This is a genomic window from Planctomycetaceae bacterium, from assembly GCA_039680605.1.
Taxonomy (GTDB): domain Bacteria; phylum Planctomycetota; class Phycisphaerae; order SM23-33; family SM23-33; genus JAJFUU01.
The window spans coordinates 59,929-80,912 of record JBDKTA010000067.1; the positions used below are offsets into that span (position 1 = coordinate 59,929).

12 protein-coding genes are annotated in these 20,984 nt (G+C 65.1%); 7 read left to right on the forward strand and 5 right to left on the reverse strand.

Features of this window, described 5'->3' with window-relative positions:
- Nucleotides 1-36 precede the first annotated feature (36 nt).
- The gene (rho, locus tag ABFD92_19720) at nucleotides 37-1,206 is read left to right on the forward strand and encodes a transcription termination factor Rho (protein ID MEN6506770.1); all 1,170 of its coding nucleotides are present in this window, start codon (nucleotides 37-39) and stop codon (nucleotides 1,204-1,206) included.
- 288 nt (nucleotides 1,207-1,494) lie between these two features.
- Here the strand turns inward: rho and ABFD92_19725 are convergent, their stop codons facing one another.
- The 5 genes from ABFD92_19725 to ABFD92_19745 form a co-directional block, all read right to left on the reverse strand.
- Complete coding sequence (locus ABFD92_19725) at nucleotides 1,495-4,665, reverse strand: hypothetical protein (protein MEN6506771.1); 3,171 nt, start codon at nucleotides 4,663-4,665, stop codon at nucleotides 1,495-1,497.
- Nucleotides 4,666-4,703: 38 nt separating this feature from the next.
- Nucleotides 4,704-5,147, reverse strand: coding sequence for a biopolymer transporter ExbD (locus ABFD92_19730; protein MEN6506772.1), 444 nt, complete (start codon nucleotides 5,145-5,147; stop codon nucleotides 4,704-4,706).
- A 13-nt stretch (nucleotides 5,148-5,160) separates the two neighbouring features.
- Entirely contained in the window at nucleotides 5,161-6,159 is a 999-nt protein-coding gene (locus tag ABFD92_19735; protein MEN6506773.1) for a MotA/TolQ/ExbB proton channel family protein, read from the reverse strand.
- A gap of 46 nt (nucleotides 6,160-6,205) precedes the next feature.
- Nucleotides 6,206-9,346: a tetratricopeptide repeat protein gene (locus tag ABFD92_19740; GenBank protein MEN6506774.1), complete on the reverse strand. Its 3,141-nt coding sequence runs from the start codon at nucleotides 9,344-9,346 to the stop codon at nucleotides 6,206-6,208.
- A 217-nt stretch (nucleotides 9,347-9,563) separates the two neighbouring features.
- Complete coding sequence (locus tag ABFD92_19745) at nucleotides 9,564-11,096, reverse strand: metallophosphoesterase (protein ID MEN6506775.1); 1,533 nt, start codon at nucleotides 11,094-11,096, stop codon at nucleotides 9,564-9,566.
- Nucleotides 11,097-11,971: 875 nt separating this feature from the next.
- Here ABFD92_19745 and ABFD92_19750 point away from each other — a divergent pair.
- The 6 genes from ABFD92_19750 to ABFD92_19775 all read left to right on the forward strand — a co-directional run bounded on the left by ABFD92_19750 (nucleotide 11,972) and on the right by ABFD92_19775 (nucleotide 20,924).
- A complete protein-coding gene (locus tag ABFD92_19750) occupies nucleotides 11,972-12,670 on the forward strand; it encodes a CerR family C-terminal domain-containing protein (protein ID MEN6506776.1) in 699 nt (232 codons plus the stop codon).
- Nucleotides 12,667-14,043 (forward strand): efflux RND transporter periplasmic adaptor subunit, encoded by a 1,377-nt coding sequence (locus ABFD92_19755; protein ID MEN6506777.1) that lies wholly within the window; start codon nucleotides 12,667-12,669, stop codon nucleotides 14,041-14,043. The genes ABFD92_19750 and ABFD92_19755 overlap by 4 nt, the downstream gene beginning before the upstream one ends.
- A gap of 34 nt (nucleotides 14,044-14,077) precedes the next feature.
- Nucleotides 14,078-14,797, forward strand: coding sequence for an ABC transporter ATP-binding protein (locus tag ABFD92_19760; protein MEN6506778.1), 720 nt, complete (start codon nucleotides 14,078-14,080; stop codon nucleotides 14,795-14,797).
- Nucleotides 14,794-16,164, forward strand: coding sequence for an ABC transporter permease (locus tag ABFD92_19765; GenBank protein MEN6506779.1), 1,371 nt, complete (start codon nucleotides 14,794-14,796; stop codon nucleotides 16,162-16,164). Before ABFD92_19760 ends, ABFD92_19765 begins: the two co-directional genes overlap by 4 nt.
- Before the next feature lie 13 nt (nucleotides 16,165-16,177).
- The gene (locus ABFD92_19770) at nucleotides 16,178-17,590 is read left to right on the forward strand and encodes an efflux transporter outer membrane subunit (protein MEN6506780.1); all 1,413 of its coding nucleotides are present in this window, start codon (nucleotides 16,178-16,180) and stop codon (nucleotides 17,588-17,590) included.
- A gap of 361 nt (nucleotides 17,591-17,951) precedes the next feature.
- The gene (locus ABFD92_19775; protein ID MEN6506781.1) at nucleotides 17,952-20,924 is read left to right on the forward strand and encodes a hypothetical protein; all 2,973 of its coding nucleotides are present in this window, start codon (nucleotides 17,952-17,954) and stop codon (nucleotides 20,922-20,924) included.
- The last annotated feature ends 60 nt before the right edge of the window (nucleotides 20,925-20,984 follow it).

Below are 20,984 nucleotides of genomic sequence, written 5' to 3' on the forward strand. Positions count from 1 at the left end.
CTATCACACACAGTGGATATTTGGAGTTTCCGAATAATGGACGAAGTACCCGCAACAGGCAACGGCGATTCTAAGCTCAAGAACAGCGACTACATCATCGGCGCCGGCGTGCTGGAGATCACCGAAAAGGGTTACGGTTTCCTGCGCCAGGCCAAGAACGGCTACAAGCCCACCCCCGGCGACGTGTTCGTCGGCAAGGACTTCGTGCGACACGGCGGGCTTCGCAGCGGTCTGTACGTCGAAGGGCGCGTGGCCCCGCCGACCAAGCGCAAGGGCGGACCCAAGCTCGAAGAGGTCGTCTCGATCAACGGCAAGGCCATCGACGAGTACAACGACGTGGTGCCCTTCCGCGAGCAGGTCGTCGTGGACCCGCACCCGCAACTCAAGCTCGAGTATCCCGAGGGTCCGCTGGAGATGCGCGTGCTGGATCTGGTCTGCCCCATCGGCAAGGGCCAGCGCGGGTTGATCGTCGCCCCGCCCCGCTCGGGAAAGACCATCCTGCTCCAGCAGATCGCCAACGCCGTGACCGTCAACAACCCCGAGTGCTACGTCATGATCCTGCTCGTCGACGAGCGCCCGGAAGAAGTCACCGACTTCAAACGCAACTGCCTCAAGGCCGAAGTCGTCGCCTCCAATAACGACCAGGACGTGGCCTCGCACATCCGCGTGGCCGAGTTCTCCATCGAACGCGCCAAGCGCATGGCCGAGTTCGGACAGGACGTCGTCGTCCTGCTCGACAGCCTCACCCGCCTCGGCCGGGCGTACAACCGCGGCATCGAAGGCTCCGGTCGCACCATGAGCGGCGGCGTGGACATCCGCGCCCTGGAGATCCCCAAGCGTCAGTTCGGCGCCGCCCGGCGCATCGAGAACGGCGGAAGCCTGACCATCATGGCCACCGCCCTGATCGAGACCGGCAGCCGCATGGACGACCTGATCTTCGAAGAGTTCAAGGGCACCGGCAACATGGAACTCTCGCTGGACCGCAAGCTGGCCGAGAAACGCGTCTGGCCGGCGATCAACATCCCGCAGTCCGGCACGCGTAAGGAAGAGCTGCTGGTCGAACCGTGGAAGCTGCCCAAGCTGCACATGCTCCGCCGGTTCCTCTCGAACCTCAACGCCGAAGAGGAAATGCCGCAGTTGATCACGGCGCTGAAGAAGTTCAACACCAACGATGACTTCCTGCGCCAGCTTGACGTCCGCGGCTAACGCCTGACATCCGAAATGGTCACCCCCCCACGCCCAGGGATTCCAATCCCTGGGCGTTTCTACTTGGTCCAGGGATTAAATCAGCCGCTGAGGTCGCTGAGGTCGCAGAGGGAAGAGGCTGCTCTGAAAATAACCGCGGAATCAGAGATGGGTGGCATGGCGACACACGTTCCTGTTTCTCGTGGGTCGCCATGATTCAGCGCACACACCCATGGCGACCCGCTGAACAACGCGTGTCGCCATGCCACCCTGCCGCAATCCGAGATCCGAAATCCGCGTTGGTTGCGCCTACTTGTTCGCCTTGGGCGCCGGAGGCGCCACATAGCCTTTGGGGCGGGCGAAGACCGGCAGGTATCGATAGTACACTTCCAGCGTCAGCGTGCCCAGCACGGTGGTGTACACGCGCCCGCCCAGGCGGCTGTGCTTGTCCTTGGGGTCCCAACTGCCCTTGAGGTCGCCTTCCTTGTTCTGCAGCGACAGCAGGCGCGACTGCATCTTCTGGTTCCAGGAGGCCCACGAGTCGTTCTGCAACTGGGCCAGGCACAGGGCGGTATAGTACCACGTGTAGAAGTCGTCGCGGCCGAGCAGGTCGTTTCGTCCCTTGCCCGGTTCGAAATGCAGCAGATACTCTCCCAGTTCCTTCTGCTGGGCGTCGGAGAGTTTCTGGCCCAGGAGCATGCGGCAGAATGCCGCCTCGGCCGACATCGCCGGCTGGGGGATCCGGTCGGTATATCCCGACAGCGCCCGCTGGGGGGTTCGGCTGGCGACGCTGTCGAGCCATCGCAGGGCGCCCCACATCGTCGCGTCGGGCACCTTCACGTCGAGATGCTTGATGCTGTACAGCGACATGACCTGCCAACCGAAGATGCTCGTGTCACCGTCGTCGCCGGGATGATACCGCCACCCGCCCGTTCGCGGGTTCTGCGCGGCGATGGTGAACCGCACCGCCTTGAGCGCCGACTGGCGGTAACTGTCCTCGTTGGTCATGACGGCGGCCTCGACCATCGCCAGCGTCGCCATGCCGTGGTCGTACATGTCGCCTTCGCCCCGCATGCCGCCGTCGGGTTTCTGCTGGGCAGCCAGGTACGCCAGCGCCTTGCGAACGGTCTCCTGGTACGGGCCCGCCTTGGCTGGCGTGGCGTCGGTAGCCAGAAAGCACAGCGTCGCCAGGCCCGTCAGGGCCATGTCATGGTCGCTGGGCTTGTTCTGTCCGGGCTTGGGGCCGCCGGTGAAGTACGTCCAGCGCCCGTCGGGTTCCTGGCAGCGGGCCAGGAAGTTCAGCGCGTTGGCGACGGCTTCCTCGGTCGTGGCCGACCCGCCCATGATCTCGACATTCTTCTTGCGGATAGGCTCCTGGCGATGGGCCAGCGCCTGCGGCTGCGGAAGAGCCTCGGGGGCGGGCTTGAACTCGGGCACCGTCACATTGGTATTGACCGCCAGGGCGCCGCCGGCGACTTCCCCCGCCGCCGACCGCCCGGCACTGCCGACCGCCTGGGCGATCGAACCGGCCTCGCCAACGTTCGACGCCACCGCGGCGCCGCTGACATCCTGAACGGTCTGCCCGCTGCCGGCAGGTCCGCCATTGGTGGCGACCGGTCCGGCCAGGGCGCCCGGACGGGCGATGCCGGGCATGGGTCTGCCCTCGGCGCCGGTCACGCCTCCGGCGGGGCCTTTGATCGTCGAGACTACCGGCGCCCCGCCGGCGGGGGCGGCGCTGCTACCGACGCCCACGGTTTCGCCGACGCTCTGTTCGAGCGCCGCGCGGCCGCCTGTATCCGTGGCCACGAGGGTGGAGCCTGCCTGGGCCGTCCCGACCTGTGCGGCTGGGGCGCCGCCGGCAACGGCGCCGGTGGGCAGAGTGCTCTGGGGTCCGCCGGTCTGCTGGCGGGCCGCGACGCTGCCCGTTCCGGCCTGTCCCGGCGTGGCGACGGTCGCCTCGCTGGTGCGGACCGGTCCCTGCCCGCCGATGGTGCCGGGCGTTCCGACGTTGGTCGGAGCGTCGCGAACCACCGGGCCGACAAAGGTCCCCGCCTGCACGTCGCGACCGAGGTCTTGCCCGACGCGCCCGCCGCCGCTGTCTTCGATAACGGCCGTCGACGAACCGCCGACGCCTCTGGCGGGCACGCCCAACGCGCCGGTGCCGACTTCGCCGGGACCTTTGGCGGTTCCGGCCGAGCCTGCGGTAGCCAACTGCTGATTACTGATCTTTTCGCCGGCGCCTTGTCCGGCAGAGGGCCTGGCCTCGGGGTCGCCCTTGACGCGTTGACCGCCGGCCAGAGTGCTGGGCAGGCCCGGCTGCATCTGCGGCGTTCCCGGCAGACCGGTGACGCGCGTTGCGAGGCTCTGCTCGGCGCTGGAGGCCTCCCCCGCGCGGCTGGCGCCGGACTGTGCCGCGGCCATCGATGACCCACCCGCCTGGGCGGGAACCTCCGAGACCTCGACCGTGCGAGCGGGCGAGGCCTTGGCCGACGCTTCGCCGGCGAGCTTGGCGTTGGGGGCGGCCTGGCTGACGCCGGTGGCCTTGACCTGGTTCTCCGTCGCGGCGACGCGTTGGGCTTCTAGCTGCCCGGCCTTGGCGTCGACCTGTTTATTGACCGGTTCGGCGGTTGGCTTGACGGCGCTTTCTGCGGCGGTGGGTTTGGCCTGCCACTGCTGGGCGTCGGGGGAAATCTGTTTGAGCTCGGCCTTGGCGGCCTGGACCTTTCGCTCGGCCATTTCGAGCTGGGCCTTGGCTTCGGGCGTCTGGGCCATCTGGGCCTTGGGGTTCTGATCGGTCTGCTGCTTGTTTTCCTGCTGTTTGAACTGCTGCTGCTGGTTCTGCTTGGCCAGTTGGGGCGTCTGGACGTCGGGCTTGACCTGGGTCTTGACGAGTTCCTCGGCGCTCTTCTTGACTTCTTCCTTGGGCTTTTCCAGTTCGCGCGGCTTGGGTTGTTCCTCGGTCTTGGGCGCTTCCTGGGTGGGGGTTTTGGGTTTGGGAGCCTTGGGCTGGGGCGTCTCGACCTTTTCCGGATTGGTCAGCGGATTGGGGATCGGCAGCGGCGTGTTCTGCTTTCGGGCGTCCTGCATGACCTGCAGCTCGGGGGCGCTGCGCAGGTTGACCGTAGGCGGCTCGCGTGTGGCCGTCTCAAATGAGATCACCGTCGAGACCTGGGTGATTCGCGTCAGGAGGATCAGGATGATATGCGCCAGCAGCGCCAGAACGACGCCCTTCTGGATCGGGCTCATCCACCGCGCGTGTTTCTTGGGGATCAGGTACAGCCCCAAACCCAGCATCGCCAGGAATATCGCCAGCATGATCCAGACGTTCATGATGCGTTCTTTGAACGACTGATCGCCGATCTCGGAGGCGTGTGAGACCCAGAACCAGGCGCCGCATATGACGACCGCGACGGCCAGCGTGCCCATCATCGCCGCGGCAAAGACCGACCAACTGAACGGGGTTTTGTTCTTTGGGCTCACCTGATTATGTTATCTTTCCGGCCATCGCCACCGCAGCATTACTTGTTCTTGACCATATCGGCGGGAAGCAGGTACGCGATCTTCGCCTTGTTGATTTTGGCCTCATGGGCCTTCTCCACGACCTTGGCGAAATATTCATGGAGCGATTCGCGATCGGCGCGGATGAGGAACTCGCGATCGGGGTCGTTCCTGGCCATCTCCGCCAGCACCGGCACGATGGCATCATAGTGAGGATAGTCGCCGTACTTCTTGGCGCCGATCTTGACGGCGCCGTCGCGACCGATGTTGATCACGGTGTCTTTAGGTTGCGCCGACATGGGCGCCTGGGAGTCGCTTCCGGGCAGTTGCACGCTCTGGTCGCGTTCGGTCTGGGCCAGCGTGGTGGCCACCAGGAAGAAGATCAGCAGCAGGAAGACCATGTCGATCATGGGCGTCATGTTGATCGACGATTCGTCTTCGTGCTGGTTGTCGACGATTTTCATGGGGAGCTTTCCTTTACGCCAGCGCCGGCACGATCACGACGCCCTTGCACTTGGGGCACAGGCCCTTCTTGCCCGCGCGATCGGCGGGAACGCGCAGGCCCTTGCCGCACGAGTTGCACTTGAACTCGATGGGGGCCAGTTCGTGGGCCTCCTCGTCGCCGGCGAGGTAATGCTCGGCAAACTCGATCGAGGCGCTGTTGAGCCCGGCGACGATCGACTCGATCTTGCCGCGGAAATAGTAGTAGAACACCAGCGTGGGAATGGCCACCAGCAGCCCCGCATAGGTCGTGACCAGGGCCTCGTAAATACCGTACGCCAGTCTTGCCGCGTCGCCCGTGCCCACGCGCGCGGTGACTTCGAACGCCCGGATCATGCCCGTGACGGTGCCGACCAGCCCCAGCATCGGGGCCACCGCCGCCACCGCGAAGAGCATCTGCATGTTGCGGCGCAGCTTGTGGATCTCGCCGGCGGCGGCGTCTTCGATGGCGCGCTCGACCGATTCTTCGCCTTTCTTGAGCCTGGCGATGCCCGCCGCCAGCACGCGGCTGATCGGGCAGTCCCACTGCTGGCAGAACTCCAGGCCCTTGGACCGGTCGTCCGTGGCGGGGTTGAACGCCTGCTTGAGCTTGTCCAGGAAGCCCTTGGGGATGATCGCCCGGCGACGCAACGCCACCAGGCGCTCGATGATGATCGCCAGGCCGAAGATGCTGCTCAGGGCGATGGGGATCATGAAGAACCCGCCCTTGACGAACAGCTCAAAGTGCGTCATCTGAGAGCCTGCCGGTTGCGACGCCGGCTGCGTTGTCGCCCCCGCGGCGGCGGGCTGGGCTTCCGTGGCGGGTTGGGCTTCTTTGGCGGGCTCGCCCGCCTTGGCGGCGCCAGCCCTGGCGGCGCGGCGGGCCTGGGCCTGGGCGTCCGAGGGCTTGAACAAGGCCGTTGCGGCGATGGCGAGAATGGTTACCGCCAACAACCACATGGGCGGTCTCTTGGGCAGATTAACGCTGGTGATCATGAATGCTCCTGCAGTTCAGACTACTCTTTGACGCACGTTAGGGGTTTCAGTTCGCGCCGGGCAGATTTTCGAGGCGCTTTTTCGCCAGGGCGGCAACATCCTGGTCTTTGTACTTCTCGATGCACATCGTATATTGCGCCCGCGCATCGTCGTACTGCTTGAGGTATTCGAACGCCCGTCCGGTTTCATACAGAGCCTTGCCCGACCACTGCGGGTAGGCATAGACGATATCCACCTTCAGCAGCTCTCGGGCCGCTTCGTTGTACTTCGCCTGGGCAAAATAGCACTCGCCGATCTGGAACTGCGCGCGGGCGGCCGTCTCGCCGTTGTGCGCTTCGATCACCGCCGTATACCACGTGCGCGCGTCGTCGTACTTCTTCTGGTTCTCCATCGCCCAGCCAACGCCGAACCGCGCCAGGTATCCGTACTCATTGCCCTTGTGCTTGTCGAGGAACTCCTGATACGTCGCCGCCGAGGCGCTGTAGTTGCCGTTGGTCGCCTGCACCTCGCCCAGCTTGAGCCGAGCGACGGCGACCAGCTTGTCGCTTTCAAACTTCTTGATCAGCGCGGCGTAATGTTCTTCGGCCTTATCCAACTCGCCCGCGGCGGTGCAGGCGATACCGGCCTGGTACATCGCGGCCGGAACCAGTTCGTTGTCGGGGTAGTTCTTCAGGAACTCGCCGAAGGCCTTGGCGCACTTGGACGGTTCGGACATTTCGCTGTAGCACAGCCCGAGGCGGTACTGGGCGACGGCCTTGGTCTTGGCGTCGGCCTGGCGGTCGGCGAGCACCTTTTCGGCCAAGCCTGCCGCTTCCGAATACTTCTTATCGAGGCAGAGCAGTTCGGCCAGTTCGGTGCTGGCCGGGGAGACCAGCTTGCTGTTGCGGAACTTCGCCAGCAGTTGCTGGTAAGCGGCGATGGCCTTGGCATTGTCCTTGACCGCCCGGTACGACCAGGCCAGGTTGTACAGCACAACGTCGCTGACGCTCTGCTTCTTGTCGGCCAGGGCGGCGAAGATCTCGACCGCCTCGGCGTGCTTGTTGCTCTTTGCCAGGCATTCAGCCAGGAGGAACTTCGCCTCGTTAAGGCGCGGGGAAGACCCGTACGCGCTGACGAAGGTCTTCAGGAGCGTGGCGGCCTGGTCGATCTTGCCCGCTTCCTTGGCACAGATGCCCTGCTGCATCGCCGCGTCGGCGGCCAGGGCGTCCTTGGGATACTCGGCCACGAGCTTGCCGAACCGCTCTGCCGCCGCGTCATACTTCTTGGCGTCAAAGTCGATCCATCCCAGCAGGAACATCGCCGCCGGGAGCACGTCGACCGGAGCCTTGGCCTTGGGGTCGAGCACCTTGGCCAAGGCGCCTGCCGCCTTGTCCGACTGTTTGAGCTTCTGGTAGGCCAGTTGTCCGTAAGCCAGCAGGGCGCGGGCGACCCAGGGCGAGCCCAGCGGCTGGTCAATCAGGGTCGAGAGGGTCTTCTCGGCCTTGTCCGTATTGCCGGCGCGGCTGTACGAGAGGCCCAGCTTGAAGGTCGCCTCCTGCTTGAGCGAGCCGCCGGAGGCGATGTAACTATCGAGCGACTTGGCCGCCGCGGGATACTGCTGGAGCTGAATCTGGGCGTCGCCGAGATAGAACGCCGCTTCGCGCAGATTCTCGTCCTTGGCCGCGGCAGCGTCGGCGGCGATAGGAGCAAGAATCTGGGCGGCCTTTTTGTAGTCGCCGGCCAGGAACGCACACTGCCCAAGGCGCAGCGCCAGGCGCTGCTGGCGGGCGCCCGTGGCGCCGGGCAGGAGCTTCTCGAAGAGCTTGGCCGAGTCGGCGTGCTTGCTCATCAGGAAGAGGTTCTCGGCCGACAGTTCCGTCGTGGCGGCCGTGACGGGGGAATCGGGGCCTTTGAGGATTTTTTCGCACAGCGTGTTGCTGGCGGCGAACTGCGTGAGCTTGTGCAGGCAGAACGCCTGGCGGTACATCGCGTCGCCGGCCTGGGCGTGGGCGGAATGCTTGTCGGCGAAGGCGCCGAACTCCTTGGCCGCCAGCTCGTACTGCCCCAGTTCCATCGCGCACAGCGCCTGGTCGAAGAGGATGGCTTCGAGATTCTCCGGCGGCGGGGTCATGGCCGCCAGCTTGATCAGCGCCTCCCGGGCGGCGGCGTGTTTCTTCTCGGTCATGTCGCACTGGGCGATCCAGTACGATGCCTTGCGGGCGCGCTGCGGGTCGTTGGCCACGACCTGATCGAGCGTCTTGCGCGCCTCGCCCGTCTGACCGGCTCCGAGCTGCGCCAACCCCAACTGCAGGCGCGCCGCGGGGGCGAACGAATCGCTGCCGTACTTGCTGACGGCGGTGCTCAGCTCCGTGACCGCCTCGGCGAACTTGCCCGCCTTGTACAGCGCCAAGCCCAGGCTGTAGTACCCTTCGCCCTTGCGCGGGTCGGGGGCGATCTTCAAAAAGTTCCGATACTGCTCGGCCGCGCCGTCAAGCTTGTTCTGGTATTCCATCGCCTGGCCCAGCAGCAGCGTGGCGTCTTGAGCGTACGAGGAACTCTTGTTGTCGGAGACAAACTTGGCCAGCGTCTTTTCGCTGCCGGCGTAGTCTTTCAGGGCCGACTGCGAACAGGCCATGAAATATTCCGCCGCTCCGCGATGGCTGCTCGAGCCGTAGTTCTTGATGAACGCTTCGCAGGCGGCCAGCGAATCTTTGGGGCGTTCCAGAAGGAACAGCACCTGAGCGCGGTTCAGGGCCGCCAGTTCGGCGTGCTTGCTCTTGGGGTGGTTCTCCAACAGGTCGTCGAACGTCGCCAGGGCCTGATCGTTCTGCTTGGTCGCCAGCAGGCAGTGCCCCAGCACCGCCAGCGCCTCGTCGCGCTGTGAGAACTTCTTGTCCTTGACGAGCTCATTGAGGGCCTTGGCCGCCTCTGCGTAGGCGGGCGGTTTGAGGCGATAGTGGCAGACGGCCAGACCATACCGGGCCGCCGAGGCCTTCTCATGCGTGGGATACTTCGCCAGGAAGGTCTCGTAGTCCGTAATGGCCATCTTGTACTGACCGCGGTCAAAGAGCCCGCTGGCGGCCATCAACTGCTTCATTGCCGCGTCGGACTTGGCCCCTTCGACGGGAGCGGGCTTGGCGTCCGTTTCCTGTGCCGTCGCCGCCGCGGCCGACGCTATCAGCACTGCCGCCGCCAAGGCGGAAAACATACCGGTCCATCTGCTCGCAAAGGAATGCTTGGTCATCGCGTCTGACTCCCTGTCATGTTTTTGCGTCCTGCCGCCGGCGCAACAGGCCACTGCACAATCGCGCACTGTCACAGGTATGCCGCCGATCCACGGCGGGAACCCTGATTGTATACTTCAACACGCCATCTGCAAGCGCGGGTTGCGGTTGTTGCGCAAAGCCTCAAAGAGGACAGGCCGCTTACTTCAGCGCCGTCACGTCGACCTTCTTGAACTCCGCTTTGCCGCCCTCGGCGAACAGCGTCACCGCCGCCGGGTTGGTCACGCTGACGGCTTTGGGTTTGGCCATGCGAATGCGGTTGTTGGCCCGCAAGGTCATCAGCCCCCCGCCGATGGTCACCTGCAACCTGACCGTTCCGGCGTCTGACGGCAGCAGCACGAACGGGATCGGCGCACCGCCGGCCACGAGCGACTGACCGGTGAAGACGACCTCAACCGGCGAAGACGCGCCGAACCGCAACCCCACGCGCTTGGCCGTGCCCGGAGCGAACTCGGCGACCACATTCACGCCCTGCGACGACCCGGCGTCCAGCGTCCTGGTGCCGCCATCGAGTGAGACCGCCGCGGCCGAGAGCGTCTTGTCCGGCGTGCCTTTGGGCACGATCAGGTCCTTCCAGTTCCAGCTCGCGCTGAGGCCGCAGAGCTTGCCGTGGTAATTCGGCCCGCCCTTGCCGCCGTTGCAGTAGAAGACCACGTCGATAGCGTCCTGGGTGACCACGCAGAGATTGCCGCTGCCGCTGGTCTCGGGGTTGACGGTCGTGACGGCCGCAACGCCGGCGTAGTCGTAAAACGCGTGGCGATGGTTGTGCCCGCCGAAGGCCTGCGCCACCTTGTGCCTGGCGATCACGTCGAAGTATTCCTTGCACCCCGAAGGAAAATGAACCAGCAGGATCGTGCGCGTGCCCGGTTTGACGGCCGACAGATCCTTGTCCAGCCACGCCGCCGCGATCGGCGGGGCCGAGCCCTCGACGTGTTCCTTGATGTCAGGGTCCCACCAGTCGATCGACGCGAAGTGTACCCCGGCGTAGTCGAACGACCAGCGAATCGGACCAAGGTACTTCGTGAACCCGCCCGCCCCGGCCAGCGGACCGCTGCCGCGCTCAACCTGCTTGACCATGTCGTGATTGCCCGGCGTGAAGAACATCGGCACGGGGAACTCCTGCCCGATCTTCTTGAGGCCGGTGAACATTGACTCGGCATTGTCCGGGCCGGCGTAGCCCATGTCGCCGGTGTTGAAACAGAACTTCAGCAGGCCCCCCAGCTCTTTCACGCGCGGGGCAATGTTCTTGTACGCCCAGCCGCCGCCGTGGTCGTCGGACATGTGCAGGAAGGCAAACGGCAGCGACTGCTTGTCCTCGCGCAGGGCGAAGTCCACGCGCGTCGCGTCGGCGAGTTGGTCCAGCCGCGCCCACCACTGCCCGCTCGGCCACATGCCGCTGGGCCAGCTTACCGACACCACTCTCGCGCCGGCGTAGGTCAAGACGCGGTCGGGCGCGATCGTGATGCTGTAGGCTCCGTCGTCGCCGGTGACGGCAAAGCCGACCCCGTCCGTGACCCGCACGCCGGACAGCCCCTTCTCGCCGTCGTCGCGTTTGCCGTTGGCGTTGGCGTCCAGGAAGACGACGCCCTTGACCACTGCCGGCGCCTCGCCCCGCGCAACGGACCAAACCATCAGGCACGACAGCACAACGATACACGCATTCTTGATCATCATAATGCACTCGCCTGGGCCGCCCGCGCCGGTCGCGCAGCGTACAGTCATTCAACCCGGCGAGCCTGCAGACTATCCGCCAAATACCAGGAATCTGCCCCCCCCGCCGGCGCTTCCACTTCCTTGCACTTTGTTGTACTTTTCACAGCGGTTTCGAGGGAACCTGCGGCCAGGGAATATGCGACACAGAGACGCAGAGAAAACAGAGAAAAGCAACTGTAACAAAGAAGAAGAGTTAAGAAGCTTCCCGCCCCTGTTTTCTCTGCGCCTCTGTGTCGCAAGGTCTTTGCCAGCCCGAAAGCGGTACGGCCTATACCACAATTCCTCTTCCTTGCACTTTGTTGTACTTTTCACAGCGGTTTGCAGGAAAGTCCATCTTCCGCCCCCCGTCACGCCACAGAATCATCGCCCCATTGAACGTAATATATTATTAGCACATGACTTATATCGCCGCCCGACACCATCATAGTCGTAACACATTTTCCTGCAAGAAGTTATATGCCGTCTGCCAAGACCCAAGGTGCCCCCCCCAACGCAGTTAATCTGTTGTCGTGCGTCCAGACCCGTTAGCGGCGGGGCTCGCCCCGCGCGTTCGCCCCACGACTCCGCACCCCGCGCCGAGTCGCACGGTCCCTGGCCAAACCCGCCACCGAGTTGTCCGCGATCTCAACCATTCACCATCTCACGCTCATCACTTCACACAACAACTCCACCCGACCCCTTTTTGAAGATTGTCCAGTTGCCTTCCCGCATGGCGATCCTGCGGGCGGGGGAACGCCTGAAAAATTCCCAAAAAACCTCTTGCATCAATCGGGCTCATAGATTCAAATGACTATTTGAAATAAACGTTTGACACGGGCGTTGAACATGGAGACACCATGACCGATCCCAAACGACAATCCGGCGACACGCGTGAAAAGATCCTCGATGTGGCTTGCGGGCTCTTTGCGGACCGGGGCTATCGCGGCACGACGGTGGCCGCCATCTGCAAGTTGGCGCAGGCGAACATTGCGGCCGTCAACTACCACTTCGGGAGCAAGGAAGAGCTTTACCGCCAGGCCTGGCGTCATGCGCACGAGCAACTGATCGCCCTGACTCCGCCCGACGGCGGCGTTCCCGCCAGCGCAACGGCCGCTGAGCGTCTGCGGGGGCGGATCCGCGCGGGGCTGCAGCGTGGGATGGTGGGCGAAAGCGTCGAGATGCGCATCATGCGCAGCGAGATGGCCAATCCCACCGGTCTGCTGCGGCAGGTGATCGAGGACGCCATCGGCCCCCTGCGCCGCGCGACGCAGGACATCCTCCGCGAGCTGCTGGGCCCGCGCGCCACCGACCTGGACGTCGAGTTCTGCGAAGTGTGCGTGATAGCCCCCTGGATGCACGTCATGCATCACCGTCGTGCGGAAAAACACCAGGGCCTGGCGCCGATCTTCCGCGAGGACATGCTCGAGACCATAACCGACCGGTTCACAACCTACGCCCTGGCCGGGATTCGCGAAATCCGCCGCGACATCGAGGCGTCAGGCGGTAAACGGGGCAAGGAAGAACGCCGGCCCCGCGCAGGAGCGAAGAAATCATGAAGACCATCCTGAAGCGAATTGCAGTGGTGCTGGTGCTGGCCAGCGGTATCACCGTCGCGGCTGCGTGGTATCTGCGCCCCGCCAACGGACAGTCCGCCTCCTTCGAGACGGTCAAGGTCACGCGGGGCGACCTGCTGGTGACGATCGCCGCCTCGGGCACGCTCGAGCCGGAAGAAGTGGTCGATATCGGCGCCCAGATCAGCGGACGCATCGTCTCCTTCGGCAAAGACGCCGCCGGAAAGAGCGTCGATTACGGCTCGAACGTCACCCGCGACATGGTTGTGGCCAAGATCGACGACGCCCTGTATCAGGCCGATCTGGAGGAAGCCATCGCCCAGATCAGTTCCGCCGAGGCCGGCATCAAACGCGCCGAGGCGGACCTGAAGCAGTACCAGGCCAAGAGTTTCTGTGCCCTGCGCGACTGGGAGCGTGCCCAGAAGCTCAAACAGACGGCCGCCGACGCGATCTCGCAGAGCGAATTCGACTCGTACCAGGCCGCATACGAAACGGCCGCCGCTAATGTGGACGTGGGCAAGGCCGCCGTCTCCCAAGCCCAGGCAAGCCTGTCGCAGGCGCAGAACGCCCGCTCGCGCGCCCAGCGGAACCTGGATTACTGCACGATCAGCTCGCCCATCGACGGGATGGTCATCGACCGCCGCGTGAGCATCGGGCAGACCGTGGCGGCCGGGCTCAACACCCCCAGCCTGTTCCTGATTGCCCGCGACTTGCGCAAGATGCAGGTCTGGGTCTCGGTGAACGAGGCCGACATCGCCCGCGTCCATCCCGGTCAGAGCGTGACCTTCACCGTCGACGCCTTGCCCGACGAGACGTTCAGCGGGCAGGTCTACCGGATCCGCCCCAACGCCGCGATGACGCAGAACGTGGTGACCTTTACCGTGGAGATTTCGGCAGACAACGCGGCCGGTCGCCTGCGCCCGTACCTGACGGCCAACGTGCGGTTTGAAGTGTCCCGGCGCGACAACGTGCTGATGGTTCCGACGGCGGCATTGAGCTGGACGCCGACGGTGGAGCAGGTCTCGCCGCAACACCGGCAGGGCCCGCCGCAGGGGCAGGCGCCGCCGGATGGGGCGGGGTCTTCGACGCGACCGGCCAGTGGCAAGTCTTCGACCGGCGGTTTTCTCTACGTCGCCGCGGGCGGCTATGTGAGACCGGTGCCGGTCATGACCGGCGTGACGGACGGGGCGAACACCGAGGTGATCAGCCCGGAGCTCAGCGAAGACATGGAGGTGGTGACGGGCGTTCGAACCGGACCGGCAACGGCGCCCCAGAGCGACCTGAGCAACCCCTTTACGCCCAAGGCGCCCAAGAACATGCGTCCGCCGTCAGGGGGCGGCGGTCCGCCGCCGCTCTAAGGGGGACCGGGCGCGCCACCGAGGGAGACCAGCCATGGAATTTATCGAGCTGCACGACATCTACAAGACTTACAGCATGGGCGACATCGACGTGCCGGTGCTCAAAGGCGTCTCGCTGTCGATATCCAGCGGCCAGTGCGTCGCCCTGACCGGCGCGTCGGGCTCGGGCAAGACGACGCTGATGAACATCCTGGGCTGCCTGGACCGCCCCACCAGCGGCGAGTACTGGCTGGACGGGCAGGAGGTGTCGCGATTCTCGCCGGACCGGCGCGCCTGGGTTCGCAGCCGCATGCTGGGATTTGTCTTCCAGAGCTTCAATCTGCTGGCCCGCACCAGCGCGGTGGAGAACGTGGCCATGCCGCTGTCCTACTCGCCGGAGCACCTGGGCGACCGCCAGGTCCGCGAACGAGCCGAGGAGATGCTGGGCAAAGTAGGCCTGACTGAACGCATGCACCACGAGCCCTCGCAGCTTTCGGGCGGTCAGCAGCAGCGCGTGGCCATCGCCCGGGCGCTGATCAACCGCCCGCCGATTCTTTTCGCCGACGAGCCCACCGGCAACCTCGACTCGCACACCAGCAAAGAAGTGCTGGAACTGTTCCGCCAGCTCAATCGCCAGGACGGGATCACCGTGATCCTCGTAACGCATGACGCAGGCGTGGCGGCCTGGGCCGACCGTATCGTGCGCATCCAGGACGGCTTGATTATCGGCGACGAATCCACGGGCACGCCAGCAATGGCCGGAGGCGCCGCATGAAGGTCTATCGCACAGTCCGCTCGGCGTTCAAGGCCCTTCGGCGCAATCCGATGCGGGCGATGCTGACGACGCTGGGAATCGTCATCGGCATCAGCTCTGTGATCGCCATGATGGAGATCGGGCAGGGGTCGTCCGCGTCGCTGGCCAAGCGCATCGCCAGCATGGGCGCCAATGTCCTGATGATCATGCCCGGGTCTACCTCGAGCACCGGCGCCAGCCAGGGAAGCGGGAGCATGGCAACGCTGACGCCCACCGATTGCGAGGTGATGGCCAAGGAATGCAAGTCGCTCAAGGCCATCGCCCCCCTGGTCCGCGCCCGCACGCAGATCGTCTATGGAAACCGCAACTGGCAGCCCAACCAGTTGATCGGGACGACGCCCGCTTTCCTGGAGATTCGCGACTGGAAGAAGCTCGCGTCCGGCCAGGCCTTCACCGATCGGGACGTCCTGAGTTCCAACTGCGTCTGCCTGATCGGCCAGACCGTGGTGAAGGAACTCTTCGAGGGCGCCTCCCCCATCGGCAGGGAGATCCGCGTCAACAACGTCCCGCTGCGGGTGGTGGGCGTGCTGGCGCGCAAAGGCGCCAACATGATGGGCATGGACCAGGACGACATCCTCATCGTCCCCTGGACGGTGGTCAAGTTCCGCATCGCCGGTTCGACGCTGGGCAATGCCAACCAGAGCGCCAGCGGCGGGTCCGGCAGCTCGGGAAACGTCCTGAGCAAGCCCTTCCCCAGCGACGCCCCCACCCTCTACCCCGCCAGGTCCAGCACCCAGACCGAGAACAGCCCCATGCTCGTGCGGTTTGCCAGCGTCGACTCGGCGATGGCGGCCGCCAAAAGTGCCCAACAAGTCGCCTCGGCCATCGCCGAAATGAAGACCGTCCTGCGCCGCCAGCATAACCTCAAGGGGGATAAGGCGGACGATTTCGACATTCGCGACGCGGCCGAGATGAGCAACATGCTCTCGTCGACGACCGAGATGATGACCGGGCTGCTGCTGTGCGTGGCGATGATCTCGCTGGTCGTCGGCGGCGTGGGCATCATGAACATCATGCTCGTCTCGGTGACCGAACGCACGCGCGAGATCGGGCTGCGGATGGCCGTCGGGGCGCGGGGGCGGGACATCCTGCGGCAGTTCCTGGTCGAGGCCATCACGTTGTGCCTCATCGGCGGGGCGCTGGGCATCGCCCTGGGCCATGGCGGCTCTAAGCTCGTCGAGATGTTCATGCGCTGGCCGGTCGAGACCTCCCCGACCGCGATCGCCGCGGCCGTCATCGTCTCGGCCGGCGTGGGTATGGCTTTTGGGTTCTATCCGGCCTGGAAGGCCTCGCGGTTGGATCCGATCGAGGCCCTGCGGTATGAGTGAAAAAGGAGCTCTCATGAAGCTGCTGAAAAGGGAGGTTGCATCGGCACGGATGCTGCCCGTCACGATGGCGTTGCTGATGATCGCCGGCGGCTGTACGGTCGGTCCGGACTTCGTGCGGCCCAGGACCTCCGTTCCCAAAACCTACGTGCCCGCCACCACTCGCCCGGCCACCCAGGCTGCCGGCGCGGATCTGCGCCAGTGGTGGAGCGTCTTCAATGACCCGACGCTGACGGCGCTGATCGAGGCGGCGTTTGCCTCGAACCTCGACATGCGACTGGCCGAAAGCCGCATCCGCCAGGCGCGGGCCTCCCGCGGGGTGGCCGTCTCGGGCCTGGGTCCGACACTGGACACCAACTATTCGATCCAGCGCGGTCGCGCCGCCGGCGACACCACCAAGCAATACCAGGCCGGCTTCGACGCCGGATGGGAGATCGACGTTTTCGGCGGCGTGCGGCGAGGCATCGAGGCCGCCGACGCGCAGCTTCAGGCCAGCGTCGAGGACCGCCGCGACATGCTGGTGACCCTGGCCGCCGAGGTGGCCCGCAATTACGTGGACCTGCGCGCGTACCAGCAGCGCCTGGCGATCACGATCAAGAATCTCCAGTCGCAGCAGAAGACGGCCGACCTCACGCGCAGGCGTTTCGAGGGCGGATTCGTCAGCGGTCTGGACGTCGCCAACGCCACGGCGCAGGTGGCGACGACGGCCGGGCAGGTTCCGCTGCTGGAATCCTCCGCCCGCCAGACGATCAATGCCCTGTCCGTGCTGTTGGACCGCGATAGCGAGTCGATGATTCGCCTGCTGTCGAAGCCGGCGGCGATACCCGCCTCGCCGCCGGCGGTGCCCCATGGCGTCCCCTCCGACCTGCTGCGCCGGCGACCGGACATCCGCCGCGCCGAGGCCGACATTCACGCCGCCACCGCCAACATCGGCGTGGCCGCGGCCGACCTGTTCCCCAAGTTCAGCATCGGCGGTTCGTTGGGTTGGCGCTCCGGCGATGCTCACTCGCTGTTTAGCCCCCTGAGCAAGTTCTGGTCGCTGGGCCCTTCGGTGAGTTGGAACCTGTTCCAGTCCGGACGCACGCTGTCCAATATCGAAGTGCAGAAGATGCTCCAGGAGCAGGCGGTGCTGACATACCGCAAGACCGTGCTGACGGCGGTCCAGGAAGTGGAAAACGCCCTGGTAGCCGGCGCCAAAGAGCAGGAGCACTACCACAGCCTCGAAACCGCCGTGGCGGCAAACCGTCGTGCGACCGAACTGTCGATGCAGCTTTACACCCAGGGACGCACCGACTTCCTCAACGTCCTGACGTCTCAGCGGTCGCTCTACGTGACCGAAGAAGCGATGGCCCAGAGCACCCAGACCCTGGCGACGGATCTGATCGCTCTATACAAGGCCCTGGGCGGCGGATGGCAGCGACCCGACTGAGCGACGCCAGGCAAGACGTCAGGCCGCAATGGCCGGGATACACTTCTGGGAGCTGCGCCGGGGCGGATCGGGATTTAAGGGCATGGTGGAGCTATAATTAGGGCTGCGTGGCGCGGGGGCTCGGGCGGGGCTTCAAGAATCTTGTTGCATTGAGCCGTGCCGGAGCGGAGAATCTTACCTCGCACGGCCGGACTACGGCAGGGGCTTTGGGCTCGCCCGGAGGGGCCACGGCTGGACCTGGCCGACAACCGAAACTGCGGCCGCCTGGGATATGGACTTGCCCCCCCCCCGGAGCGGCGTGACATAAAAGACCGCGGCAGAACCCCCCGGATGGGTTCCGCCGGCGGTATAGCCGGAACCAATGACAACACACCACCGCTGGGTTCTGTTGCGGCGTGGGTTAGCCATCGCGGCGATCATTCTGGTCGTGGCCGGCGACCGTATCGCATTGTCTCAACAGTCCGAGCCGATCCAGAACGACGCGGCGCTGGAAGGCAAGGAGATCATCCCCTTCGTCGACGAGGGCGAGAACGGCTCGATCGTCATGGGCGGGTTCCGCCTGTCGATCGGCGACCACATTCTCAGCGGGCGCGACGCCGTCGTCTGGGTGCGCACCACCACGCAGGGCAATGTCGAGAAGCACGCCTTCATCGTCTACGTCGAGGGCGACGTCCAGATCAACGAGCCCGGCGGAATCACGCGAGACAAGGCCGCCCTGGTCGTCCTGCAGAACGTCGGGCGATTCACCACCAAGGGAACCCCCACCACCCGCGACGACGTCAAGAAGACCCCGATCTATCTGCGGGCGGCCGAGGCACGCGAGAAAAGCTCCGCCCGCGAAGCGGCCCTGGGGCGCAACGCCGACGTCGACCGCACCCCGCCGCCGCTGCTGCGCGACGAGCAGGCCCCCCCACGCGCCCGCCTTCGCGACCAGGGCAAACCCCAGGCGCCCTCGCCCGCAACGGGCGACCAGGCCGCGACTCAGCGCCCCGCCCCGCCCCGCCGCCCGGCAGCGCCCGGCGGCGCCGCGACGACGAAGCCCGCCACGGGATTGTCCGAAATGCCCAAGCAGCCGGTGCATTTCTATGCCGAAAAGATCACCTCGGCCCTGATGAAGGACAACCGCCGCATGACGGTCGCCCGCGGCAGCGTGTATATCGCCCAGGGCAACCCCGACGCCGACGCGTTCCTGGAGATGCAGTCGAACGCGGCCGTCATTATCTCGCGCATCTACGGTCCGGAAGGTCCACCGCAGAAAGCGGCTGTCCACCCGGGCAGCCCGAAGGTTTCGCCGACGGCCCGCGAGGGCATCGAGGGGGTGTACCTCGAAGGGGACGTGACGATCTCTCGCGGGAACCGGTACATGCGGAGCGAGACGGCGTATTACGATTTCACGTCGGACCGGGCGTTGATCCCCAACGTGGTCTTCCGGACGATCCAGGAGCAGCGGAACATTCCGGTGTTCGTCCGCGCCGACGAGATGAAGATGCTCTCATCGCGGGAGATGCTGTTCAAAGATGCCCGCGTCTCGACCAGCGACTTCTTCACCCCGACCTACCACATGGGCGCCCGCCGCGTGTACATGCTCGACACGACGCCCTACGACGAGAAGGGCCAGGCCCTGAGCGAGCAGCGGTTCCTGACCAAGATGGAGGACTACACGTTCTCCGTCCGCGGCGTTCCGCTGCTGTACTGGCCGCGCCTGCAGACGGAGATGGAACGCGGCAACACCGCCCTGCGGCGGGTGAACATCGGCAACGACTCCCAGTTCGGATTAGGTCTCGAAACCCAGTGGCACCTGTTCCGCATGCTCGGGCTGATCGAGCCCGAGGGGGTCGAGGCGATGTTCAATTTTAACATCTACCAGAAGGAACTGACCGTCGGCGTCGACTGGGAATACGACCGCCCCACCTTCAGCGGATACGGTATGGCGTACGGCAGCTTTACCAGCAACCTCGAACAGGATTTCGGAACCGAGAACAAGAACATCGAGGCCGAGTCGGCGCGCGGGCGTTTGCTCAACCGCCACAAGCAGTCGCTGCCGGACGGTTGGATGGCCCAGGTGGAACTGGACTGGATCTCCGACCGCAACTACCGCCTGGCGGAGTTCCCCGACGACTTCTACGCCGGAAAAGACAGCGAGACGCTTCTGTACGCCATCAAGCAGCGCGACAACTGGGCCCTGACCGCCCTGCTCCAGGCGCGCATCAACAAATTCCAGACCCAGACCGAGTCGTTCCCGGACGTGAGCTTCTATATGCTGGGCCAGCCGCTGGCCGAGAACCGCCTGACGTACTTCAGCGAATCGCACGCCGGCGTGAAGCGCTGGCAGCCCGATGACGACCTCGTCGGCGTCGAGGGCAGCGACGTGATGGCCCGCGGCGACACCCGCCACGAGATCAACCTGCCCCTGCGCCTGGGGCAGCTCAACGCCGTCCCCTTCCTGATGACCCGCATGACCGGCTGGAGCGACGCGCCCGAGGGCGGCGAAAACTTCCGCCCCATGCTCGAAGGCGGCGCCAAGCTCAGCACCCAGATCTGGTCCATCGACCGCGACGTGCGCAGCCGCTTCTGGGACGTCAACGGCCTCAAGCACATCATCACGCCCGAGCTGGTGGCCTGGGGCAACACCACCGGCGGCGTGGAACCCAACGATCTGTTCCCGATGGAGCCGGGCGTCGAGACCGGTATCAGCGATGTCAGCGGCGTTTCCTTCGGCGTACACCAGTTGTGGCAGACGAAGCGCGGCGGCAATCGGACCACGCCGCCGGCCACCGTCGACTGGATGCGCCTGAGCGTCATGGCCACGGCGTTCTTCACCGACACGCCCCAGCAGCCCGGCGACGGGCGATTCTTCATGTACCGCCCCGAGAACTCGATCGGTCGCGACAATATCTCCGCCGACTATACGTGGTATATCTCGGACTCGACGACGTTCATGGCCGACGTGAACTACGACACCGAGAGCGGCGAACTGTCCCGCAGCGGGATTTCGCTGGCGGTGCAGCGCGACCCGCGGCTGAAGTATTTCGTGGGGCTGCGCACCATCGAGGCCCTCGACAGCGCCGCGGCCACCGTCGGGGCCACGTACAAGCTCAGCGACAAGTACACCGCGTCGATCTTCGAGCAGTACGACTTCGGTCAGAGCGAGAACAGCATCACCGGGTTCACGATCACGCGCAAGATGGAACGCTGGTACGTGGCGTTCAACATCCTGTACACCGCGCGGGAGAAAGACCTCACCGTGATGATGACGCTGTATCCCGAAGGCATCCCCGAGTTCAAACTCTCCACCGGCCGACTCAGCCCGCTCAACTCCAGCAACAAGAACTGAGTTGGTTGACTGGTTGATTGGTTAACTGGTTGACTCGTTGATTGGCTGATTGGTGGTGGG